22 protein-coding genes are annotated in these 22,150 nt (G+C 52.0%); 21 read left to right on the top strand and 1 reads right to left on the bottom strand.

Features of this window, described 5'->3' with window-relative positions:
• Positions 1-70 precede the first annotated feature (70 nt).
• From IZU99_08770 to IZU99_08735, 8 genes are all read left to right on the top strand, one after another.
• Positions 71-700: a chemotaxis protein CheC gene (locus IZU99_08770; protein ID UOO37341.1), complete on the top strand. Its 630-nt coding sequence runs from the start codon at positions 71-73 to the stop codon at positions 698-700.
• A complete protein-coding gene (locus IZU99_08765) occupies positions 700-1,191 on the top strand; it encodes a chemotaxis protein CheD (GenBank protein UOO37340.1) in 492 nt (163 codons plus the stop codon). Before IZU99_08770 ends, IZU99_08765 begins: the two co-directional genes overlap by 1 nt.
• Positions 1,192-1,237: 46 nt before the next feature.
• Positions 1,238-1,594 (top strand): response regulator, encoded by a 357-nt coding sequence (locus IZU99_08760; protein ID UOO37339.1) that lies wholly within the window; start codon positions 1,238-1,240, stop codon positions 1,592-1,594.
• A 33-nt stretch (positions 1,595-1,627) separates the two neighbouring features.
• Positions 1,628-3,688 (top strand): chemotaxis protein CheA, encoded by a 2,061-nt coding sequence (locus IZU99_08755; protein UOO37338.1) that lies wholly within the window; start codon positions 1,628-1,630, stop codon positions 3,686-3,688.
• A 24-nt stretch (positions 3,689-3,712) separates the two neighbouring features.
• Entirely contained in the window at positions 3,713-4,189 is a 477-nt protein-coding gene (locus tag IZU99_08750) for a purine-binding chemotaxis protein CheW (GenBank protein ID UOO37337.1), read from the top strand.
• A 101-nt stretch (positions 4,190-4,290) separates the two neighbouring features.
• Positions 4,291-4,848 carry a flavodoxin family protein gene (locus tag IZU99_08745; GenBank protein ID UOO37336.1) on the top strand — a complete coding sequence of 186 codons (558 nt, stop codon included), beginning with the start codon at positions 4,291-4,293 and terminating at the stop codon, positions 4,846-4,848.
• A gap of 136 nt (positions 4,849-4,984) precedes the next feature.
• Positions 4,985-5,977, top strand: a complete 993-nt coding sequence (locus IZU99_08740) for a DUF4474 domain-containing protein (GenBank protein UOO37335.1) — start codon at positions 4,985-4,987, stop codon at positions 5,975-5,977.
• An 80-nt stretch (positions 5,978-6,057) separates the two neighbouring features.
• Entirely contained in the window at positions 6,058-6,960 is a 903-nt protein-coding gene (locus tag IZU99_08735) for a metallophosphoesterase family protein (GenBank protein UOO37334.1), read from the top strand.
• A gap of 137 nt (positions 6,961-7,097) precedes the next feature.
• Here the strand turns inward: IZU99_08735 and IZU99_08730 are convergent, their stop codons facing one another.
• Complete coding sequence (locus IZU99_08730; protein UOO37333.1) at positions 7,098-9,095, bottom strand: hypothetical protein; 1,998 nt, start codon at positions 9,093-9,095, stop codon at positions 7,098-7,100.
• A gap of 647 nt (positions 9,096-9,742) precedes the next feature.
• Between IZU99_08730 and fliF the strand changes: the two genes are divergently transcribed.
• The 13 genes from fliF to IZU99_08665 all read left to right on the top strand — a co-directional run bounded on the left by fliF (position 9,743) and on the right by IZU99_08665 (position 22,146).
• Positions 9,743-11,338, top strand: coding sequence for a flagellar M-ring protein FliF (fliF, locus tag IZU99_08725; GenBank protein UOO37332.1), 1,596 nt, complete (start codon positions 9,743-9,745; stop codon positions 11,336-11,338).
• Position 11,339: 1 nt separating this feature from the next.
• Positions 11,340-12,356, top strand: a complete 1,017-nt coding sequence (gene fliG, locus IZU99_08720; protein UOO37331.1) for a flagellar motor switch protein FliG — start codon at positions 11,340-11,342, stop codon at positions 12,354-12,356.
• Positions 12,343-13,092, top strand: coding sequence for a hypothetical protein (locus IZU99_08715; protein ID UOO37330.1), 750 nt, complete (start codon positions 12,343-12,345; stop codon positions 13,090-13,092). Before fliG ends, IZU99_08715 begins: the two co-directional genes overlap by 14 nt.
• A gap of 12 nt (positions 13,093-13,104) precedes the next feature.
• On the top strand, positions 13,105-14,412 hold the full coding sequence (fliI, locus tag IZU99_08710; protein UOO37329.1) for a flagellar protein export ATPase FliI: 1,308 nt from the start codon (positions 13,105-13,107) through the stop codon (positions 14,410-14,412).
• A gap of 23 nt (positions 14,413-14,435) precedes the next feature.
• The gene (fliJ, locus tag IZU99_08705; GenBank protein UOO37328.1) at positions 14,436-14,906 is read left to right on the top strand and encodes a flagellar export protein FliJ; all 471 of its coding nucleotides are present in this window, start codon (positions 14,436-14,438) and stop codon (positions 14,904-14,906) included.
• A 22-nt stretch (positions 14,907-14,928) separates the two neighbouring features.
• Positions 14,929-15,597 (top strand): hypothetical protein, encoded by a 669-nt coding sequence (locus IZU99_08700; protein ID UOO37327.1) that lies wholly within the window; start codon positions 14,929-14,931, stop codon positions 15,595-15,597.
• A 32-nt stretch (positions 15,598-15,629) separates the two neighbouring features.
• Positions 15,630-17,054 (top strand): flagellar hook-length control protein FliK, encoded by a 1,425-nt coding sequence (locus tag IZU99_08695; GenBank protein UOO37326.1) that lies wholly within the window; start codon positions 15,630-15,632, stop codon positions 17,052-17,054.
• 37 nt (positions 17,055-17,091) lie between these two features.
• The gene (locus tag IZU99_08690; protein ID UOO37325.1) at positions 17,092-17,553 is read left to right on the top strand and encodes a hypothetical protein; all 462 of its coding nucleotides are present in this window, start codon (positions 17,092-17,094) and stop codon (positions 17,551-17,553) included.
• A gap of 43 nt (positions 17,554-17,596) precedes the next feature.
• A complete protein-coding gene (locus IZU99_08685) occupies positions 17,597-18,490 on the top strand; it encodes a flagellar hook-basal body complex protein (protein UOO37324.1) in 894 nt (297 codons plus the stop codon).
• Between the two features lie 11 nt (positions 18,491-18,501).
• Positions 18,502-18,717, top strand: a complete 216-nt coding sequence (locus IZU99_08680) for a flagellar FlbD family protein (GenBank protein ID UOO37323.1) — start codon at positions 18,502-18,504, stop codon at positions 18,715-18,717.
• Positions 18,718-18,766: 49 nt separating this feature from the next.
• Complete coding sequence (fliM, locus tag IZU99_08675; protein UOO37322.1) at positions 18,767-19,750, top strand: flagellar motor switch protein FliM; 984 nt, start codon at positions 18,767-18,769, stop codon at positions 19,748-19,750.
• Positions 19,743-20,876 (top strand): flagellar motor switch phosphatase FliY, encoded by a 1,134-nt coding sequence (gene fliY / locus IZU99_08670; GenBank protein UOO37321.1) that lies wholly within the window; start codon positions 19,743-19,745, stop codon positions 20,874-20,876. Before fliM ends, fliY begins: the two co-directional genes overlap by 8 nt.
• Before the next feature lie 118 nt (positions 20,877-20,994).
• A complete protein-coding gene (locus IZU99_08665) occupies positions 20,995-22,146 on the top strand; it encodes an HDOD domain-containing protein (protein ID UOO37320.1) in 1,152 nt (383 codons plus the stop codon).
• The last annotated feature ends 4 nt before the right edge of the window (positions 22,147-22,150 follow it).

Here is a 22,150-nt window from a genome sequence, read left to right as displayed (position 1 = left end):
CTTAATTTATCATTAAAAGTGACGAAATTATACTATGATACCATTGACAAAACGCTGACGGAGGAAATAAATGAACAGCAACGCCGAATCCATCGATTCAGACAAGAGAGACGTTTTAAAGGAAATCGCCAATATCGGCGCGGGCCACGCCGCGACGGCGCTGGCCGCCCTTTTAGAGCGCCCGATCAATCAAACGGTGCCGGACGTGATGCTCATCCCGCTCAGCGAGATGCCGGACAGGCTTGGCGGTGCGGAGAAAATCGTCGTCGCGGGGCTCTTAGAAATTCAGGGCGAAATGACAGGCTTTTTCATGGTTGTTTTGGAGATCAGCCAGGCTGAGCGGATCATCAGCATGATGCTTCACAAGAAAATGCGCAAGCACAGCGATGAAGGACGCCGCTTTTCGGCAATTGAAAAATCCGTTATTGCGGAAACCGTCAACATCCTCGGCGGGTCATACTTAACGGCCGTCAACGAGATGACTGGACTTAATCTTCAGCCGTCAACGCCGTATTTAAGTATTGATATGGTCGGTGCTGTTTTGAATATTGCCATGGCGGAAGCCGGAAAGAGCGGCAATTTCGCGGTCATGTTCAAATCCGAGCTCTCCAATGAACAGGAGTGTCTTATCGGGGATCTTTTCCTTATACCCGAAAAGTCGTCCTGTGACAAAATACTGGGGTCTTTAGGGTATATGTAATGAGTGAATTAAGGCATGCTGTCGATATTGCAATGATGAAAATTGCCCGTGCCCCGGCGCAGCTTTATTCTCTTGGGCTTGGTTCCTGTATTGGCGTTGCCATCTATGATCCGCTGACAAAAGTCGGTGGCCTCATTCACGTGCTTCTCCCTTTCAGTGAGGGATTTGATTTGTCCTATCACCCGCGAACGAAATTTGCCGATTCCGGCATTGCCGACCTCGTGGAAGCGCTGATCAAAAACGGTGCGTCACGGTCGCGGATGAAAGCGAAAATGGCGGGCGGGGCGTCCATGTTTGTAATCAAGCACACGTCGGACGTCCACGAGGTGGGCAAACGCAACATTCACAGCTCACGTGAGACGCTTAAGAGGCTTGGCATAGAACTCATCGCGCACGATACGGGCGGCAACAAGGGCAGAACGGTCATCTTCGATCTGGAAACGGGTCAAATGACAATCAAGACGGTCGATAGGGCTGTCAAAGTGATTTAAGTGTAAAAATGAGCATTTTCCAAACACATTGCTGGAGGTTATTTGAATGGCAAAAATTATGATCGTGGATGACGCGGCCTTTATGCGGATTACCATTAAAAACATGCTGAAAAAGAGCGTTCATGAGGTTGTCGGAGAGGCGGAAAACGGCAAAATCGCCGTCGAGCGCTACAAAGCGCTTTCGCCCGATATCGTCACCATGGACATCACGATGCCGGAGATGGACGGGCTGCATGCCCTGAAAGAGATTTTGGCCATCAATCCCGCGGCCAATGTCATTATGGTGTCTGCGATGGGGCAGGAGGCCATGGTACGGGAAGCCATCATGAGTGGGGCGAAGGGCTTTATCGTCAAACCTTTCAAGGAGGAAGGCATCCTATCGGCGATCGATAAGCTGGCCTGACGACAAAATTCTTTAGAGAAACAGGGGATCAGTATGAACGTTGACGAGTCCATGCTCGATGTGTACATATACGAAACGCAGCAGCTTCTGGAATCCCTCGAAAACACCTTGTTTGCGGGTGAAAATGAGAAAAAGCTCAACGCCGACCAGGTTAATGAAATCTTCCGCGTGATGCACACCGTCAAGGGTGCTTCTGCCATGATGGAATTTGACAACATGGCCAAGCTCGCCCACTCTCTGGAGGATATGTTTGCCCTCATCCGGGACGACAACAGTATTGTATCGGACTGGACCGAAATTTTTGATATCGTTTTCACCACGGTATCATTTTTCAACGGTGAGCTGGCAAAGCTGCTCGAAAAAACGCCCATGGACGGCGATGCTTCCGACATTGTCGACAGGCTTAAAGAGATTGTTGCCTGGATGAAGGGCGAATCGGTCGAGCCGAGTCCGGCAAGGGCGACAGCGCCGACAATAGCAGTGGCGGAAGGGGTGGCAGAGGCTGCATCCGGCACGCCGGCAGAGACAAAAACGGGCGAGGGCGCATTTTATAAGATTAAAATTTATTTTGAAGATAATTGTTTGATGGAAAGCATCCGTGCATTCGGCGTCGTCCAGAATCTTTGCAAGCAGGACGTTCGCTGCGCGCACGTCCCAGAAGACTTAAACGTTGATGCCGCGTCGGAGGAAATTCAGATTAACGGCTTTAAGCTGTACCTCCAGACACCGGAGAATCCTGACAAAATTAAGGCGATTATCGATGAGACGCTCTTCCTAAAATCGTGCAGCATTCTGCCGATCGAGGGTGATGACGAGGAGATCCCCGCCGCCATTCGTCTTGTCAAAGAGCACACTGCAGAAGTAGCCGTCGAGAAGCATCAGGAGCATCAAGCTGCCGCTGAAAGCGGCGGTACAGAGTCAATCTCAAAACAGAATTTTATCAGCGTTAATGTCAATAAGCTGGACAATCTGCTCAATATCGTCGGTGAAATCGTCACGGCGCAGTCCATGGTTATGAGCAACGCCGACTTCGGCAGCCAAACGCATGACAGCTTTGATTCGGCTGCCCAGCAGTTGCATGCGCTCATCAATGAGCTGCAGGATATTGTCATGTCCATCCGTATGATCCCGGTCTCAACGCTGTTCCAGAAGATGCGCCGTCTCATCCGGGACATGGCCAAGAAATTTGATAAAACGATTGACCTTCAAATCTTCGGAGAGGAGACGGAGGTCGATAAAAACGTGATCGACAATCTGTCCGATCCGCTTTTGCACATTATCCGCAATTCTGTTGACCACGGCATTGAGGATGAAGCCACACGCCGCGCCCTTGGCAAACCCGCCCATGGAAAAATCACGCTGGAAGCTAAAATGACGGGCAGCGATGTCATCGTCACCATCTCGGACGACGGCGGTGGCCTGTCCCGCGAGAAAATTTTGAAAAAGGCCTATGAAAAAGGGATTATAACGAAAACAGACGTGGAGATGTCGGACAAAGACGTCTACAACCTCATTTTCTTGCCGGGCTTTTCAACGAAAGACGCTGTCACGGAGTTTTCCGGGCGCGGCGTCGGCATGGACGTTGTCCGCAAGAATATCGGCCTCATTGGCGGCTCGGTCACTGTGGACAGCACACCGGGAAAAGGCACGGTACACACCATTCGTATCCCACTGACACTGACAATTGTGGACGGCATGAAATTCAGCGTCGGAAAAATGAATTTCATTGTGCCGACTGTCTCCGTCCGCTCGGCCGTCAAGCCGAATCTCGATGATATTTTTACGGACCCCGAAGGCAACGAAATGATCATGCTGCAGGGCAATTGTTACGCGCTGTTCCGCCTGAGCCGGTTTTTCAACATAGACGACGCTGTTTCAGACCTTGCCGAAGGCATGCTCATGCTGATTGCCTCGGAGGACAGAGAGTTCTGCATCTTTTTTGACAGCCTTGACGGCGAGTATCAGGTCGTCGTTAAGAAACTCCCGAATTACCTCAAACGCTGTTCCGCACGGCTGGACGGTATTGGCGGCTGCGCCATGCTGGGTGATGGTTCCATTAATCTGATCATTGACGTCAACAGCCTGCAGGTCTAATAACGAAAGACAGGGGTGCATCATATGGAAGAGCCGCTTATGACGACGGCAACGGATGAAGATATACAAGAGTACCTGATTTTTACGGTCAATGGGATTGATTTCGGCATTGATATCGGCCTCGTCCAAGAGATTATCGAATTCCAACCCGCTGCCCCCATCCCGAATGCGCTTGATTTTTGCCGTGGTATCATCAATATCCGCGGGATGATCGTGCCAGTGCTTGATATGCGCGTTAAGCTGGGGTATGAGATGATTGAATACGACGGCAGAGCCTGCATAATCGTTGTCACCCTGGAATCCGAGATGGTTGGTGCGATTGTCGACGCGGTCAAGGATGTCATCCACATCTCTGAGGAAGATTTGATTGATTCACCGGCGATCGCCGGGAGTGCCGAGCAGCTTTCGTATACGTCGAAAATTGCCAGTATTGACGGTGACATTAAGCAGCTTCTCAATGTCAGCGCTGTTTTTGATATCGTTCAGGAGTTATCGGAATAGCGTTATCCTGTCAATAAAAGCCGTATGCTTTTAAGCATATGGCTTTTTTGTTTTGATCGCGGTATAATACGGATTGCAAGATATGGACAACGGAGGTCACTATGAAAACACTCATTTTCAACGGCTCGCCGAGGAAAAACGGCAATACGTCGCAGCTCGTCGCCACATTGCAGAAAAAGCTCAGCGGGGAGGTTAAAGTCGTGACGGCCTATGACTGCGATGTCAAGCCCTGCATCGATTGCCGCTATTGCTGGAAGAATCCCGGCTGTGCCATTCATGACGGCATGCAGGCAATTTATGATGATATACAGGAGGCGGACAACATCGTTATCGCCTCGCCGACGTATTTTACAGAGCTCTCCGGCCAGCTTCTGGCTGTTATGAGCCGCCTTCAGACATATTGGTGTGCCAAATATCTCCGGAAGGAAGAGCCGGTTCAAAAGAAAAAACGTGGCGGTATCATCATCGTCCGCGGCGGCGCAGGGGAGCTGACGAAGGGTATCGGCACGGCAAAAGTGTTGCTCGGCGATATAAATGCCAGGGATATTGCGGGCATTGTCTTTGCCGATGATTCCGATTCAACGCCCGCCGCAGCGCGTGATGATATTCAAAAAGCGATTACCGACCTTGCCGACTCTCTGAACGAAAAGCGTCCGTAAACTCAAATTTTTGACTAACTGATTAAAGCGTTATCTGGCCGTCCTGCTGTCAGCGGGGCGGCTTTTCGCGTCTTCTTTGTCGCATTGGGCAGCTTTTGAATATGATGATACAGACTTTAGAAATGAGGCGTATCAAATGGGCATATTTTCAGCCGGCATTGTCACGGGCGGCATCTTGTTCTATGTGCTCGTCTCGCTGCCCGTACTCGCGGCCGCCGCGTTTATCGCATACGTCCTGCGTCAGCGTCGGATTGACGCGCTGCTCAAAGAGCCGCTCCCATCGCAGCAGACACAGGTGCTTTATACCGCCGCGCAGCTGCAAGCCGTTCGGCAGCTGCTGGCAGGAACTGGGTATGCGTACGACTGGCAGCAGAACATTTTTTATTCGCTTTTGTACCCCTGGCAGCGGGATTTCGGCTATTGCAGCCTGTATGACGAATCGTCTGTCCCCTTCGGCATGGTGATTGACTGCGAGCCCGTCACGTTTGAATATGGCGGGAAACGCTGGCTCATTGAGCTGTGGAAGGGGCAGTACGGAATCACCATCGGCGGCGAAATCGGCGTCTATAATACGACGGGGCCGGACCTTGACATTCCCGGTGTCTTCAACGGCACGTTTTACCACTGCGCTAAGGATGAGGACACGCTGAGCATGACGTATACACTGCTGCGTAACAACGAGGTGCTGTTTCAGAGAGCGGGCCGCCACTGGTGGCTGACCGGCTTCAGGCTCGGCGAATTTTCAAAACCGGCCGCGCTGACGATGGAGGCATCCATTACCTTCAGAGATCGGATGATGCTAAAGGCCTTCCTCGGGGGACTAAAAAATAACGGCTACAAGGATAATGAAATCCGCATAAACGGGAACACGGTGCTTATCCTGTTTGGGAAGCCACACGCAAGGCAGCCGCTGACGCGCCACGGCTTTCTGGCATGGCTGGCGCTCCGGCGGAACAGGCGCCTTGTCGCGTCGTACAGGCGGCTGACAAAGGATATGGGCGACAATCTCTACGATATCCTGACGACCTTGAAAGAGAAGTCTCCCGTACTCTACGGGCTCACACTTAACGTCGGCCGCCAGGAAAGATTTTTCAAATTTCACGAAAAGCTGCTTGACTATCTCGATTAATCGGTGCGGCGGCGGGCGGCAGGTCGCCCGCCGCCGCATACCAGGTATTAAACATCATGTGCAGGAGGGTGGGGGCCGGGATGGTCTCACGAAAAAAACGAATTGATCGGGTGTATCGGTCAGCCCGCGTCATACCGTTCGGCGCGGCATCCAGTATCGTCGTCATGAGCGACTGCCACAGGGGTATCGGTTCCTGGGCGGATGATTTTACGAAAAATCAAACCATTTATCTAGCGGCGCTGAAGCATTACGACAGACTCGGCTATACATATATCGAACTGGGTGATGGTGACGAGCTGTGGGAAAACAAGCGCCTGGAGGACATCTATGCAGCCCACGGTGATGTATTCGCGGCGCTGCGCCACTTTGATAAGGGCAACAGGCTTTATCTCGTTGTCGGCAATCATGACCTGGAAAAGTTGAAAAAAACCACGACGGCTTCCGCCGGGGCGGCACAAAATGCCACGCCTTTCCAGACGGGTACGACGCTCTATGAGGGGCTCATTTTGAAGGACAAGGTAACAGACGGGGAGATTTTTCTGCTGCACGGCCATCAGGCCGATGTGTTAAACGACACGCTGTGGCGGCTGTCGCGCTTCCTTGTGCGATATGTTTGGCAGCCGCTTGAGCTGCTTGGCGTGCATGACCCGACGAGTGCCGCGAAAAACAACAAAGTCAAAGCGAGTGTCGAACGCCACCTGAAACATTGGGCCGAGACGGAAAACAAGCTGCTCATTGCCGGTCATACGCACAGGCCGGTGTTCTCCGACGCACCGGGCGGCCGGTATTTTAACGACGGCTGCTGCGTGCATCTATTTAACATCACCGCCATCGAAATTACAGACGGCAGCATAGCGCTCGTCAAATGGGGGGAGAAGACGCGGGAGGATGGCACCATCTACATCGGCCGGGATATAATCGCCGGGCCCGTCAAGCTAAAGGCGTATTCAATGGGCACTACATCTATGCAATATTCAAAATGAATATTATGCAAAACACAATATATAGGTTTAGATGACATAAAAACAAAAATGGGATAAACAGGAAGAATGAGAAAATAAGAGAATAAAAATAAGAAAAGCCCGGAAATCCGGGCTTTTCTTTATCAAAAGAGGGATATTTATTTGCCGATGAGGGAGAGGACGCTCTGCGGGAGGCTGTTGGCCTGAGCCAGCATCGCCGTGGCGGCCTGGGACAGGATGTTCGCGTTGGTGAACTCCGTCATCTCCTTGGCCATATCGACGTTGCGGATCTGGCTCTCGGCTGATGTCAGGTTCGTGGAAGATGTGCTCAGGTTGTCGATCTTGTACTCAAGGCGGTTCTGAACGGCGCCGAGCGTCGCGCGCTGCCCAGAGACCTGATTGATAGCGCTGTCGACTGTCTCGATGGCTGCAGCGGCTGCCGTGCGGGTGGCAACACTAGTGGAAGAAACGCCGAGGTAGTTGGCATCCATCTTGTCGATGTTAATGACCATTGAGTCACCTTCGTTGGCACCGACTTGGAAAGTGAGACCGGCGTTTTTCGTGGCTTCGACGGAGAAATTGGAGGCCGTGGAAACTTCAAGATCAGCGTCAGTACCGGCACCGAATATTTTTGTATAATTGTGACCTGCGTCTTGTACAGTTGCAGCTTGTGTTGTTGCAGTAGCAACAGTATTAAGGAAGTTCGTTGCAGTACCGGTATTTGTTACCGCCAGATCCAAAGAAAACTCATTGTTTCCATCAGCGTCCGTGAAAGTGAGCGTCGTGGTATCGCTGACACCGCCGTTAGCTGCTGACAGACCTAAATCTGCCTTATTCACGGTTGAAGTATATGTGTTTGTATCATTGTCGGTAAATGTGAAAGTAACCGTTGTAGCATCGGCTGCGGTAATGCTCACCGTTCCGGCGCCATTGACAACTGTAGCATCGTCCAAAGCCTGCATATTGGTAAAAGCAGCTGTGGCCGCGGCAGCCATTCCGTTTGTGCCGTTACCTGTGAATGTAACAGTAGCTGTTAAAGACGCATCGTTAGCAGTGTCGACAGATGACGCCGTCAATGTATCAAAATTGACTTTGACGCCGTTGCCAAAAGTGACGGAACTCATCCCAGCTTCTAATTTAACGCTTTCAGCGCCGGTGAGGTTGGCATAGACGCCATATTCGGCATCTCTGGCCGTCACACCGCCGGAGACGGAGACTGACAGCTTCGAGATATTCTGAGCGAGTGTGTCGTAATTAGATTCGCTGGCGGTTGGTATCGTAGAATTCAGGCCTAATGTGATGTTAAACGCATCGTCAGCATCTTTGTTAAAGCTAAGCGTCAACGTTGTGCCTGTCTTCAGTGCTTCGAGATCCGCAACGGAAACTTTTGCTTCAAACTTTTGATTGTTATCGCCCGTCGCTTTTACGGTGATCTGGCCGTCACCTTGGTCATTCGTTGGGTCAGCGTAGGTGGCAGAAAGCGTGTAGTTGCCGTTTAAGAGGTCTGAAGCTGCGACATTGGCACCGAGTGCGACGCTGTTGGAGCCGCTGAAATACGTGGCCGCGCCGTCGGTGACGAGCTCAACGCTGGTGGGTTCAACGCCGGTGACAGCAGCACTCTCAAGCTTTGTAGAAACGCTGAAATTGTAGTCTCCGGTTGCCGCGTTGCCGAGGTTGACGGTCATGCCGCTGTTGGCAAGACTTGTCGTGCCAAGGTTTTTGGTTTCTGTGGCGAGGGAGCCGTCGAGAAGGTTTTTCTTATTGAAGGTTGTGTTCTTGGCGATGTCGTCCAGCTCCGACTGAAGCTGCGTAAACTCATCCTGCAAAGCGGCGCGGTCTATATCGTTCTCGTTCGTGTCGGAAGCCGATTGCACAGCCAGTTCGCGCATGCGCTGGAGGATCTGGGTCGAGCTGTCGAGTGCGCCTTCTGCCGTCTGAACAAGGGATATGGCGTCCTGGGCGTTGGCAGAGGCTTTGTCGAGGCCACGGATCTGGGCGCGCATTTTTTCGGAGATCGCAAGGCCGGCTGCGTTGTCAGCCGCCGTGTTGATGGCGTAGCCGGATGAAAGCTTGGCCACCGCGCTGGAGATTTTGTTCTGGTTCTTCGTGTACTGGGTATAGGTGTTCATCGCGGTAAGGTTCGTGTTAATACGCATGATTGTTCCTCCTTGATGTTTCCGGCGGCGTCCATGCCGCTCGGTTTTTGTTTTTTGAGTTCCCTGTCGAACGGGAGACTCCTTACATTGTCCTTTATCGCAAAATTCGACACGGACTTTAGTCATTTTGATAAAAAAATTTTTGTGAGTTATTTTGCAAAAATTCTCATCATTTTCAGTTGTTTTGTGAGAAAACGGTGAGAGAAATGAAGTAAAAAGCTATTATCGAAACATTTCAAAAATAATTTAGTGTGAATTTTAATAGAATTTTTGGGCGAAACCCAGAAAATTGTCGGGCAGGTACTGAAAAAAGCCAAAATATTATGCAATAAGTACAAAAAAATAATAAAATAGGCAGTTATAATTGACAAAAAGTATAATAAATTGAAAATCGAAATTTGTAGAATTATATTGCATTTTGGCAAAAATTATAGTAACCTAAAACACAGATAAGGGGAGAACCGTGAAAATGACCTATGTAAACCGTTTCATTACGGCTCCTTCTCCAATGGTGTTCGGCGTGAATAATTATACTGAAATTGTATATTTATTCACTATTTTTGCACAAAAATAGCTGTTCGGCGCGTGCCGAAATTCGCGAAAAAAGGCTGAAAGCGTAGTCTGAATGGAGAGCAGGGGCGGTAGGATTGGCTGCTTTTATGAAATCGATGCTGGATAGAACGCGTGAGTTTTTTCAGAATATCGAAAAAAAGAAGTTAATAATGCTGATTTCGTTGGCGGTTACGGTTGTCGCTGCCGGTGTTGTTGGTGCGCTGCTGCTCAATCAGGTGCATTACACAGTGCTCTACTCAGGGCTTGACGCCGGCGAAGCCGGGACGATTAAAACGCTGTTGGACAACAAGGGCGTCAAATCAAAAGTTCAGGGGACGAGCACGATCCTCGTTCCGGACGATCAGGCCGACGAGCTGCGCATTGAGCTGGCCTCGGAAGGCTACCCAAGCACCGGCCTCAATTACGACATCTTTTCAAATTCCTCTGCTATCGGCTCGACGGATTTGGAACGGCGCACATATTTGCAGTACCAGCTTCAGGAAAACATGCGGGCCACAATCAACAAGATGGACAAGATACAGGATTCTGTTGTCATCGTCAATCTCGCGTCGGATTCCTCTTTTGTCGTCACGGATACGACAAAAGACGCCAGCGTCGCCGTTATGCTCAAATTAAAGGACACGCAGACGCTGACAAGCGGCGAAGCAAAAACGATCGGCGAATTCGTGCTCAAGTGCGTACCGGACCTCAAGCCGGAAAATGTGAGCATTGTCGACGCCAAGATGAATTCATACAGTATTAATGAGGACGACGGCGCCGGGGAATATTCGGCAAGTCAGCAGCAGCTGACAGAGCAGATGAAATCGATTCTCTCCGATCAGGCCTTGAACATCTTGGAACCGGTTATCGGAACAGGCAATGTCGCCGTCTCGGTGAATTTAAGCCTCGATTTTGATAAGCAGACCGTCAGCAAGGTCGAATTTGCCCCACCGATTGCCGGCGAAACGGACGGCCTTGTCCGCAGTAGTGAGGAGATTATAAACGCCAGCGGGACAGGGACGACCGGCGCTTCCGGTTCAGCCGGAACCGATACAAACGGCACGGGAACGCCAGCTTATGTTGCCGATACGACTGGAACGGGAAGCAGCAGTACAAACTCGTCGAAAACCTATAATTATGAGCTCAACGAGATCCAGACGCAGATTGAAAAGGCCCAGGGTTCCGTTCAGAACCTCTCGGTCGCCGTACTCGTTAACTCCAGTGCCGCCGATGGGATCGACGGTTACGTTGATAAAGTTAAAAATCTTGTCGCCAAGGCGATTGGCGTGAAGCCGGATTACATTTCGGTGGAGCTGATGCCGTTTTCACAGAGTAACGGCATTGACAGCGCGTTTGAGCAAAACCAGGATACGATCAAGCAGGTCACGCAAAACAGCCTTATTAAAACAATCGTTACCATCGCGGCGCTGCTGGCAGCCGTTATCATTACGCTCCGTTTCTTTGGGAAGAGGACCTTCAAACATCGGGAAGATGAAGGGCACGGTCTCAAGCCGCAGCCTGTCGGCGTGACGGCAGGTGACGGCGACGTTATGCCGGAGCTTCCAAACTTTGACTTGGCAGACCTCGTCCTTAAAAAATCAACAGAAGCGGAGAAAATTGAAGAGCTGATGGACAGATATCCCGAGACGGTGGCGCTGATTCTGCGCACATGGCTGGCGGAGGATAATTGATATGGCCAGCACGGATTCAAGACGCCTGACACGGCGGGAGAAAGCGGCGATCCTTTTGATCGCACTCGGAAAGAATCAGGCCGCCGAAATTTTTAAATACCTCACAGAAGAGGAGATTGCCACACTGACACTGGCAATCACAACGACGGAAAAGGTGACAAAGGAAGAAAGCGAAAGCGTTCTATCCGAATTTCTGGAGACGGTTCTGGCCCAGAAATTTATTTCAGAGGGCGGGCTGGATTACGCGCGCGGCGTTTTAAAAAAAGCGCTTGGCGATAACAAAGCCGGTGAAATTCTTGACAAGCTCACGGAGACGCTTCAGGTGCGGCCCTTCGAGTTCGTCCGCAAGGCTGACACGATGCAGATTGTTCACCTCGTGGCCAACGAGAACCCGCAGATGATTGCCCTCCTTATGTCCTATCTGGAGCCGAAAAAAGCATCCGGTGTGCTGGCAGCGCTGCCGAACAGCCTGCAGGTAGAAGTTATCACGCGCATGGCGAATATGGAAAGCGTCATCCCGGAATATATCCGCGAAGCCGAAATGATTTTAGAGCAGCGCCTCGCCAAAATGGGCATGAGCGACCAAACGACCGTCGGCGGGATCGACGCCGTTGTTAAAATTATTAACAGTGTCGACCGCGGCACAGAGAAAAATATTTTGGAAAGCCTCGACGTCCTTGACCCGGACCTGTCTGAAAATATTAAAAAGAATATGTTCGTTTTCGAAGATATCGCCAAGCTTTCAAACCAGGCGATCCAGCGCGTTCTCAAAGATGTGCAGCAAAGCGACATCGCCGTGGCGCTGAAGGGTGCCAACGAAGAGGTCAAAAATGTCATCATGTCTAATCTCAGTAAGCGGCTGCAGGAAATGATCGCCGACGACCTCTCTGTCATGGGCCCGATGCGTATGAAGGATGTGGAGGAAGCGCAGCAGAAGATTGTGAACGCTGTCCGGGCGCTGGAGGAAAACGGCGAAATTATCGTTTCCAGGGGGGACGCCAGCGATGTCCTCGTTTAGAATCGACAGGCAGTATGTCTCTTTTGAAACGGCTGAAACGCAGACCGTTTACGCGCAGCGGCACGAGCCGGTGCCGGTGGAACATCCCGCCGCGCCGGGTGACGATATTAACAGGCTATATAACGAAATTTACGAACGGCTTCAGCAGGAGCACGCTGAACAGGCCGAAACAATGCTGCAAAAAGCCAAGGAAGAGGCGCAGGAAATCATTGACAGGGCAAAAAGAGAAGCCTCCGACATGCTCAGCGCGGCGCAGGACGAGAGTGACCGCCGTTGTGCGGAAACCGAGCAGGCGCTGGCAGCGGCTGAAGCCGAACGCAAAAGTGACGAGGCAAACCGGCTGCTTCAAATGGAAAGTGACCTGCAAAGCCGCTACAAGGTTATGGTCGAGCAAATGCGCGGCGACTTTGTGACACTGGTGATGGATATCACCAAAAAAATCATCGGGTATAAGCTTGAGGAATCCGATGCTGTTTTTCTGAATCTGATCAAAGACGCTTTAGAACGCCTGAAGCAGACGGGGACAATAACCATTCGCGTCAGCCCACAGGATTACGCCCGATATTTCGGGGCCGAACGGCCCGAGCTGGAGCCGGAAAACAGCGACGCCCGCATCGTTGCCGTTGAGGACCCGGCATTTAAACCGGGGGACCTTGTCGTTGAGTCGGACGGGGAAGTCGTTGACATCTCCATCGACCGGCAGCTCGACCTGATTGAACAGGCTTTTTCAAACTGAGAGGGACAGCCGATGCAGAGCGATTTCCAAAGCTTTCACGATATTCTGAAAAACCTTAACACCGTTGAGCACAGCGGTAAGGTCATGAAGGTCGTCGGGCTGACGGTGGAGTCAAACGGCCCTGCCGTCAACATCGGCAATATCTGCCGCATCTACCCCTCCGTCGGTGACGATTACGTTGAAGCCGAAGTCGTCGGCTTTCGCGACCAGCGCGTTTTACTGATGCCGTTCGGCGACATGACCGGCATTGGCTTCGGCAGTCGGGTTGTTTCAACGGGCCACTCTCTGCGGGTGGCTGTGTCCGACGAACTCATCGGTCGCGTTTTGAACGCGCTCGGTAAACCAATGGACGATGGCCCGCCCATCCCGGACGACATTTGCTATCCTGTTGACAATATGCCGCCCAATCCTCTGACGCGCACGCGCATATCGGAAGAGTTCCCACTCGGTGTACGTGCCATTGACGGACTCTTGACAGTCGGCCAGGGACAGCGCCTCGGCATTTTCGCCGGCAGCGGCGTCGGTAAATCAACGCTTCTCGGTATGATTGCGCGCAACGCTGTGGCGGACGTCAACGTCATCGTCCTCGTCGGTGAACGCGGGCGCGAGGTCAAGGATTTTATAGAAAAAGACTTGGGGCCGGAAGGCTTGCGAAAAACGGCCCTCATCGTTGCAACGAGCGACCAGCCCGCTCTCCTTCGGTTGAAGGCGGCGCTTGTGGGGACAAGCATTGCTGAGTATTTCAGAGACAAGGGCCTTAAGGTTTTACTCCTGATGGATTCCGTCACGCGCTTTGCCATGGCCCAGCGGGAGATTGGCATGGCTGTCGGCGAGCCGCCGATTTCGCGCGGCTTCCCCCCATCAGTGTACTCAATTCTGCCGAAGCTTTTAGAGCGCTCGGGAACGTCGGATAAGGGCTCGATCACCGGCCTCTACACCGTTCTCGTTGAAGGCGACGACATGAACGAACCGATCTCCGACACCGTCCGCGGCATTCTTGACGGGCATATCGTCCTCTCGCGGGCGCTGGCAACGGCAAACCATTATCCGGCGATTGACGTGTTGGAAAGCATCAGCCGTGTTATGAAGGACATTATTCCCCCGGAGCAGTACGACAAGGCCGGATACATCAAAAACACGATGGCCGTCTACCGCAAGGCGAAAGACCTCATCGATATCGGTGCCTATAAGGCAGGCTCCAGCATAGAAATTGACGAAGCCGTCCGATTAAACCCTGTGGTTACCGGATTTTTAAGACAGACAGTTGATGAGGCGGCGACGTACGACGCGGTTAAAGAAGGCCTGTATGCGATTGAATAACGACGGCTTCGGAGGGCGCGTGCATGAAAAAATTTATGTTTTCCCTCGGTGCCCTGTACGACGTTAAAAAAGCCGAAAAGGATGCCCGGCAGGCGCAGTTTGCCGCCGCAACGGCGGCGCTTGAAGCCGCGAAGGCCAGAAAAGAAGCACTTGAAAAAACGCATAAAGAGAAAAAGGCGCAATATGAACAGCAGGCGAAGGCCGGTATGACCGTTAGTGATTTTAAAGGGTATGCCGTCTATTTCGAAGAGCTGCTGGAGACCATTCAAAAGGCAGGGCGCGAGGTTGACAGAGCCGCCAGAGAGGTTGAAGCACGGCGCGGGGAGCTCGTGGCCGTGCACAAGGAAATCAAGGTGCTTGAAAAACTGTATGACAAACAGTATGCCGAGTATGTAAAAGAGTTTGAAAAGAGCGAAACGAAAACGGTTGACGATATCGTCTCCTACAACGTGACGGAGTCGGGCGGCCGCGGGCCGGGGGCGGCGATACCATAATACGACATCGGGAGATGAGCGCATGAGTCCAGCGTCGACGGCCGGAAAGCCCGGAAAACTTGGTGACAAAGAATTTGAAGAGGCATTCAAGCCGGGGACGAAGGGCGTTCCCGCCGATAAGGTGGGGAAGGCGAAGAAGAAATCCCCCCTCGTCATGGTCGTCATCATTGTCCTGATTATACTCGTTTTAATTGCAGGCGGCGTTGCGGGGCTTTATTTAACAGGAAACCTAAACCCTCTTTTGCAGGCCGTCGGCCTTGGCAGCCTTGTCGATACGTCGCAGGGTGACCGCGCGGCGGCACTCGACGCGCGCGAGGCGGCGCTCAATGCCAGAGAACAGGCGCTCAACGACTTGCAGAAGCAGCTCGATGACCAAGCGGCGCAAAGCAGCACGGCTCCCTCCACGAGTCCTTCCGGAACGGACGGGCAGACGACAACGACAACATCAACGCAGACACTTGAAGAACTGCTCACCGGGCTGTCCACTGAAAAGCTCACGGAGCTCCAGCAGGTCGGCGCGATTTACAGCAAAATGGACGCTGTTTCGGCGGGCGCGATTATGACAAAGGTTTATGATGCGCAGCAGATTGCCGTCATTGTCTATTACATGCAGCCGGCCGCGGCAGCCCTATTGCTGTCGAAGCTGGACCCCCAGCTGGCTGCGGACGTCACAAAGATTCTGGCAAGCTGAGGCTTATTAACCGCGTGCGAGAGGAGGATATTATGCAGGCTGTTTCCATTCCATTGATGACTGCGACACCGGCAATTGCTGAGCAGGGCAGTGAAACGACGGCCGGCCAGGGGCTGAAGGTTAATTCCGCGCTCCGGTCACAGCCGGCTGTTATGCTGTTTAACGCAGTCCTTCAGCAGGAAATTGGTAAGGACACCGGCGCTCAGGCAGGCGGTCTTTCCGCCGAATTACTCACGGCGCTCGGCGACACCACGGTCAATAAAGACAACGCAGGGGAGGCTGATTTGAGCGGGATGCTCGCTCAGCTGATGGTGCTGGCCGTAAACACCCCGACATTACCTGGGGAACCGGCGGCAACAGACGGCGAGCCAGCAGAACAAGCGCTTCAATCGATTCAAACGGCTCAATCAATTCAGGCTACTCAAGCTATTCAAACTGCTCAAACTGCACAAACTGCTGTTGTGACGGATACCGCTTCCCGCACAGCCCCAACGATCGGTCAGGAGGCTGTTTTGGCACCCGCTAATGCAGGGCTCACGACGGCTACAGCAGCGGCACTGCCTGACCGGCCAACAGCCGGTGCAGACCCGGGATCTTCAGCCGATGGCACGGGCGAATTTTTTGCAGCCGTCAAGCAGGCCATGCAGGATGCCGGGCAGGCGTTGGGTGCCGCAGCGGCACCGCAAGCACCGGCACCACACGCCGTGGCGCCTGAGGTACCCGCTACGGCAGCAATGGGAATTACAGCAAACGACCCAAAAGAGCAGCGCCGTGACGCATCGGTTTCCCTCTTTTCCGACGCAGTACCGACGTCAGCCAGTGCGGTGGGAAGCGCGCCCATGGCAACCGAGACGTCGACCGACGGCGGATTCGGCGAGTCGGCTTCCTTCACTCGGTCAAAAGAGACCGTATCACCGCTAGCAGCCGCCGCCGTCCAGAAGGGTGATACAGCAGCCGCTATCGATACCTCTTTCTCCATCACAACGGACGTTGTGACGCCCGCTATTGAAAATGCTTTTGACCGCTTTGTCGACGATGTCAGAAGTATTCGGGGCAGCGCACAGGAAATTAAAATTGTTTTGGAGCCCGAGTCGCTCGGGATTTTAACAATATCCGTCCTTCGGACGGAAAACGGGGTCTCGGCGAAAATCAAATCAGAGAACAAAGAGGTGGCCGGGGCCATCTCCGGCCATCTTCACAAGCTTGTGGCCGCTATGCAAACGAAGGGAATCACCGTCGATAATATTGACGTTGTCTATTCAAAAAATGACGGCCCGGCAAGCTTTACCGAGCAGGGTTCGTCGCAGCAGAGCTTTACGCAGCAACGCTTCACGGGCGGCCGGGAAGACGACGCGGCCAGAAGGCAGCCGACTTCAACAGGGGCCACGGAAGGCGACGTCTGGCAGGAGTACGGCACGGCCCGGGCCGGTGATTCAACGGTAGATTATCGGGTCTGATATCAACCGGCATCAGCCGGTCAAGGAGGGTGAAATAATGTCTGTCGGTACGGTCGGCGCATCGGATGCCATCACGTATACTTCCAACAGCGAAGACACTTCGAAAACCAATTCAAAGGTTGACACAGAAACGTTTCTCAATCTGCTCGTGGCACAACTGAAATATCAGGACCCGCTCGAGCCGCAGGACAACACGGCCTTCGTCACGCAGCTGGCGCAAATGTCATCGCTTAGCGAGATGCAGGATATGAAATCAACGCTCCAGAATTCTCAGGCTTATGACATGATCGGAAAAGATATCTACGCCGAGGTGCTCGATAAAACGACGGGCGTGACAAACGCCTATGCCGGGATTGTCGACAGCGTTATTATCCGAGACGGGATCCCATATATCGTCGTTGGCAGCACGGCCATCCGTGTATCTGACGTCAAGCAGGTTTTCCCCGTACAGGAGCAAGACAGCGCAACAGACAACGCAACGGACGGCACAACGATCTGATCAGTCTTGAAGAATAAAAAAATATAAAGAGGAGATTTGCTTTATGATGCGTTCACTTTTCTCGGCTGTTTCCGGTTTGAAAAGCAATCAGACGGCCATGGACATCATCGGCAATAATATCGCAAACGTCAACACAACAGGCTATAAAACAAGCCGGACGATTTTCCAGGATATTTTCAGCCAGACGATCAGCAGCGCCACGGCGCCGACGGCAACGACAGGCGGCAGCAACCCCAAGCAGGTCGGCCTTGGCGTCTCTATTTCTACCATCGGCATGAACATGACGGAGGGCAGTACGCAGTCAACGTCCAATCCACTGGATTTCGCCATCTCCGGCGAGGGCTTCTTCGTCGTTGATGACGGCAGCGGCTCCTATAAATACACAAGAAACGGCGCGCTGCAGCTCGATTCTCAGGGCTTTCTCGTTACGGCTAACGGCGACTATGTTATGGCCGTTAACCATGACACTGATTCCGACGGTACGCCCGATGTCGACAATACGGACACGTTTGTTACGGCTGATCTGACAAAGGTTCAGCTGCTTGGCGACATTTATGACACAGCAACGCCGCCGGCACTGGTAGATCATTATTCCGATTACGCCATTGACGCAAACGGTGTGATCACAGCCGTCAACAATGCCGGCGCGAAGGTGACGGTCGGGCGCGTTGTATTGGCAACGTTCAACAATAACGGCGGCCTAGAGAAGACCGGGTCGAGCTATTACGTTGTGTCCTCCAACAGCGGTACGGCCAAATACGGCTTTGTCGGAAACGAATGCGGAACGCTTAACAGCGGCAGTCTCGAGATGTCAAACGTTGATCTGTCGACAGAACTGACAAATATGATTATCACACAAAGAGGCTTTCAGGCAAACTCGCGCGTCATCACGACGACGGATTCCATGCTTGAAGAACTCATCAATCTCAAGCGTTAGCGGGTGCGCGAATGATTAAAGTAACGCGCATCAATAAGGTTGACCATTTCTGGGTCAATGAAAATCAAATTGAATACCTTGAAGAGACGCCGGATACGATTTTGACAATGGTGTCGGGTCATAAGTATGCTGTCGCTGAGACGGCTGAAGAGATAGCGGAAAAGATCACTGATGTAAAAAGAGCCGTTCTCAAAAAACGGGACGAAAGAGGCGATCTGATCCACTAAAAGTGCCTTGAATCATCTTTAAAGATATGCCAACAGGGAGGTGACGATATTGCTGGATGTCCTGTCGCAGGCCGAAATAGACAAGCTCATGCGTGATTTGGCTACCGGTGAGGCGGATGAAACAGATGAACCGTCAAAAAACACTGTCAAAACATATGATTTTAAGACCGCCAACCGATTTACGAAGGAGCAGATTCGCGCCATCAACGTCGTTTTCAAGAATTTCGGGCACCTCTTATCGAACTATCTCATGGGGTCTTTGCGGGCCAGCTGTGATTCGGAAGTGCTCTCCATTGAAGAAATATCCTTCAACGAATTTAACAACTCTGTGCCGTCTCCCGTCATAATCGCGATTATTAATACAATTCCCTTTACGGGCTCGTTCATCATGGAAATGACAAAGGAGATCTCGTATTCCATCATCAGCCGCGTGTTGGGCGGGACGAAAGAGATTACTGCCGAAGGGCGGCAGTTTACGGATATTGAGCTGGCCATCGTCGAGCGCGTGCTCTGGCAGGCGCTGAAAAACTTTGACGAGGCGTGGATCAAAATTATGGAGGTCAGCTCCTCGCTGGAGAAAGTTGAAACAAGCATGCAGTTTGCCCAGATCGTCGACAATAACGAACCTGTTTTAATGGTAACGCTCAATGTCACAATCGGCAACGAGAGCGGGCTCATCGGTTTTTGTCTGCCGCATCAGGCGCTCGAGCCTTTTACAAAGAAGCTGAACACACAGCACATGTATACCGGCAACGTCACAAAAAAAGTCGATGCCGATCCGCTTGGCATCATCAAGACCATCGGGAGCACCGATATCGTCGTCAGTGCCGTCTTCAACCCGACGGAGGCAACGGTTCGGGACATAACGAGCCTCAATGTGGGCGATGTGATACAGCTTCAGCACCGCCTCAACGAGCCGCTGATCATCAAATATCAGCAGGTACCGAAATACCGCGCCGAAATCGGCAAGCTCAAAAACAATCTAGCCCTGAAAATCCTTGATGAAATCAGAGGAGACGACGAGAATGAGTGATTTGACCCAGGAAGAGATAGACGCCCTCGTCAGCGGCACAACGACGGCGATGACGCAGGATTATTCGGAAGAGGATATAAAAGACCTTCAGGCGCTTGAAGAGGTAGACGCCGTCGTGGCTGAGGATATTTCCGCCTATTTTACGCCGGATGAGGTTGATGCGCTGGGCGAAATCGGTAATATCAGCATGGGGAACTCCGCGACGACAATGCACGCGCTGTTAGGCCGTAAGGTGACGATCACCACACCCAAAGTCGGCCTGTTTAAAACAGAAAACGTACTCTCGGCATTTAAATGGCCGTTTTTGGCCATCAGCGTGGAGTATACGGAGGGCATGTTCGGCAAAAATCTTTTAATCCTGAAGGACTATGACGCGGCTGTTATCACAGACCTATTAATGGGCGGGGAAGGTAGCGTCGACCGAGATAAAATTGTCCTCAATGAAATTCATTTAAGCGCCATGAGCGAAGTCATGAATCAGATGATCGGCTCGTCGGCTACGGCAATGGCCAACATGATGGGCCGCTATATCAATATCGCGCCACCACAGATTGAGCGAGCCACACCTGACGATGACGTCTCCTCGTTTTTGGACGGCACGCCCCTCGTTATTAAAATCAGCTTTGATATGGAGATTGAGGGGCTGCTCAAAAGCAAGCTGATGCAGATCATGTCGGTTGAGATGGCGCGATCAATGATCAACGAACTCATGCCAAGCGAAGATACGAGCCCCGTTCAGGACAAAGCCCCCGCTCCCGCCGCGCAGCCGGTACCAGCCGCGCCGAAACCTGCTGCGACGCCGCCGCCAGAGCCGAAGCGTGTGCAGTCAGTTAAACCGGCCGCCTATCAGTCATTCGACGAGCCGGGAATGGCTTCGATGGGTGACATCAGCCATATTAACTACGATCTCATCAACGACATTCCGCTGCAGGTCACCGTTGAGCTTGGCAAATCAAAAAAGAGCCTCAGCGACGTTATGAATTTCGGCATTGGTTCCATTATTGTTTTGGATAAGCTGGCCGGAGAACTTGTTGACGTCATTGTCAACGGCAAGAAAATTGCCAAGGGTGAGGTCGTCGTCATTGATGACAATTACGGTGTACGCATAACAGAGATTATCCGCTAGTAGAGGCTTTTCTGAACAATCGGCATTGTCCCGATAAGAATGGTGAGTGGTAAACGTGTTTGAGTGTGTAGCAAGTCAGCCAATATTTAATATTAAAAAAGAAATATTCGGATATGAGTTGCTATACAGGGCAGGGCAGGACTCGGTAGAATATGACGCCGAGGACGGCAGCAGCGCGACAAAAGACGTTTTGGTAACAGCGTTTAGTGATATCGGCATAGAGGCCATCACCGGCGGGCGCAAGGCATTTGTCAACTTCACGGCGGACCTTATTTTAGAAGAAGTACCGCACATGCTCTCCAACGACATTCTTATTGTCGAGCTCTTAGAGGATGTCCGGCCGACGGAGGCGGTGCTGGCCGCCTGCCGAAAGCTCAAGCGCCGCGGCTATCTCCTCGCGCTGGACGATTTCATCTATACGGAGGAGGCCGAGCCGCTTGTTGACCTGGCCGATATCATCAAAATCGACTTTATGAAGTGCAATGTCGACAGTATTGCAAAGAGCGTTTATAGAATCACGCGCAACAGGCGAAAAATTCTTCTGGCGGAAAAAATTGAGACGTATGAGGACCTTGAATTAGCCAGATCATTAGGCTTCAACCTCTTTCAGGGCTTCTTTTTCTGCAAGCCGACAATTGCCAACGCCAAATGCACCGAGACGCTGCAGGTCAGCAAGCTCCAACTTATAAAATATATTGCCGACCCCGAAGTCAGTTTTTTTGACCTCGCCAACGTTATCAAGCGCGATCTCGTCTTGTCATACCGCCTTTTAAAAATCGTCAATTCCGCCTATTACGGGCTCAAATACACCGTGACCGGCATTCTGCACGCGCTTTTAATTCTCGGTCTCAATGAGATTAAGAAATGGATTTCCCTGATCGTTCTAAACCAGATTAAAACGACGAAACCGAGCGAGCTGATCCGCGCCGCGCTTGTCCGCGGGATTTTCATGGAGAAGATCGCCATCTCACAAAAAAAGCGGAAATACAGGGACGAGTATTTTCTTGTCGGGTTGTTTTCGCTGGCTGAAGCCATCATGGACACGCCGATAGACGCGATCCTGAAAGAAACACATTTAAGCGAGGAGATCACAAAACCGCTCATCACGGGCGAGGGCGAAAAAGCCGAGCTTTTAAAAATCATTACCCATATCGAACGGGCGGAATGGGATGAGGCGCGCGCATATGCCGCCAAATGCGGCGTCGACCCCGGCAAAACGAACCAGTTCTACATCGAAGCGATGATAGACGCGAATAAACTGCTGAAATAGAAGG

It is taken from the genome of Oscillospiraceae bacterium CM (assembly GCA_022870705.1).
Lineage (GTDB): Bacteria > Bacillota > Clostridia > Oscillospirales > Oscillospiraceae > Sporobacter.
Note: the sequence above shows the minus strand (reverse complement) of the source record. Positions and strands in the feature narration are given on the sequence as shown.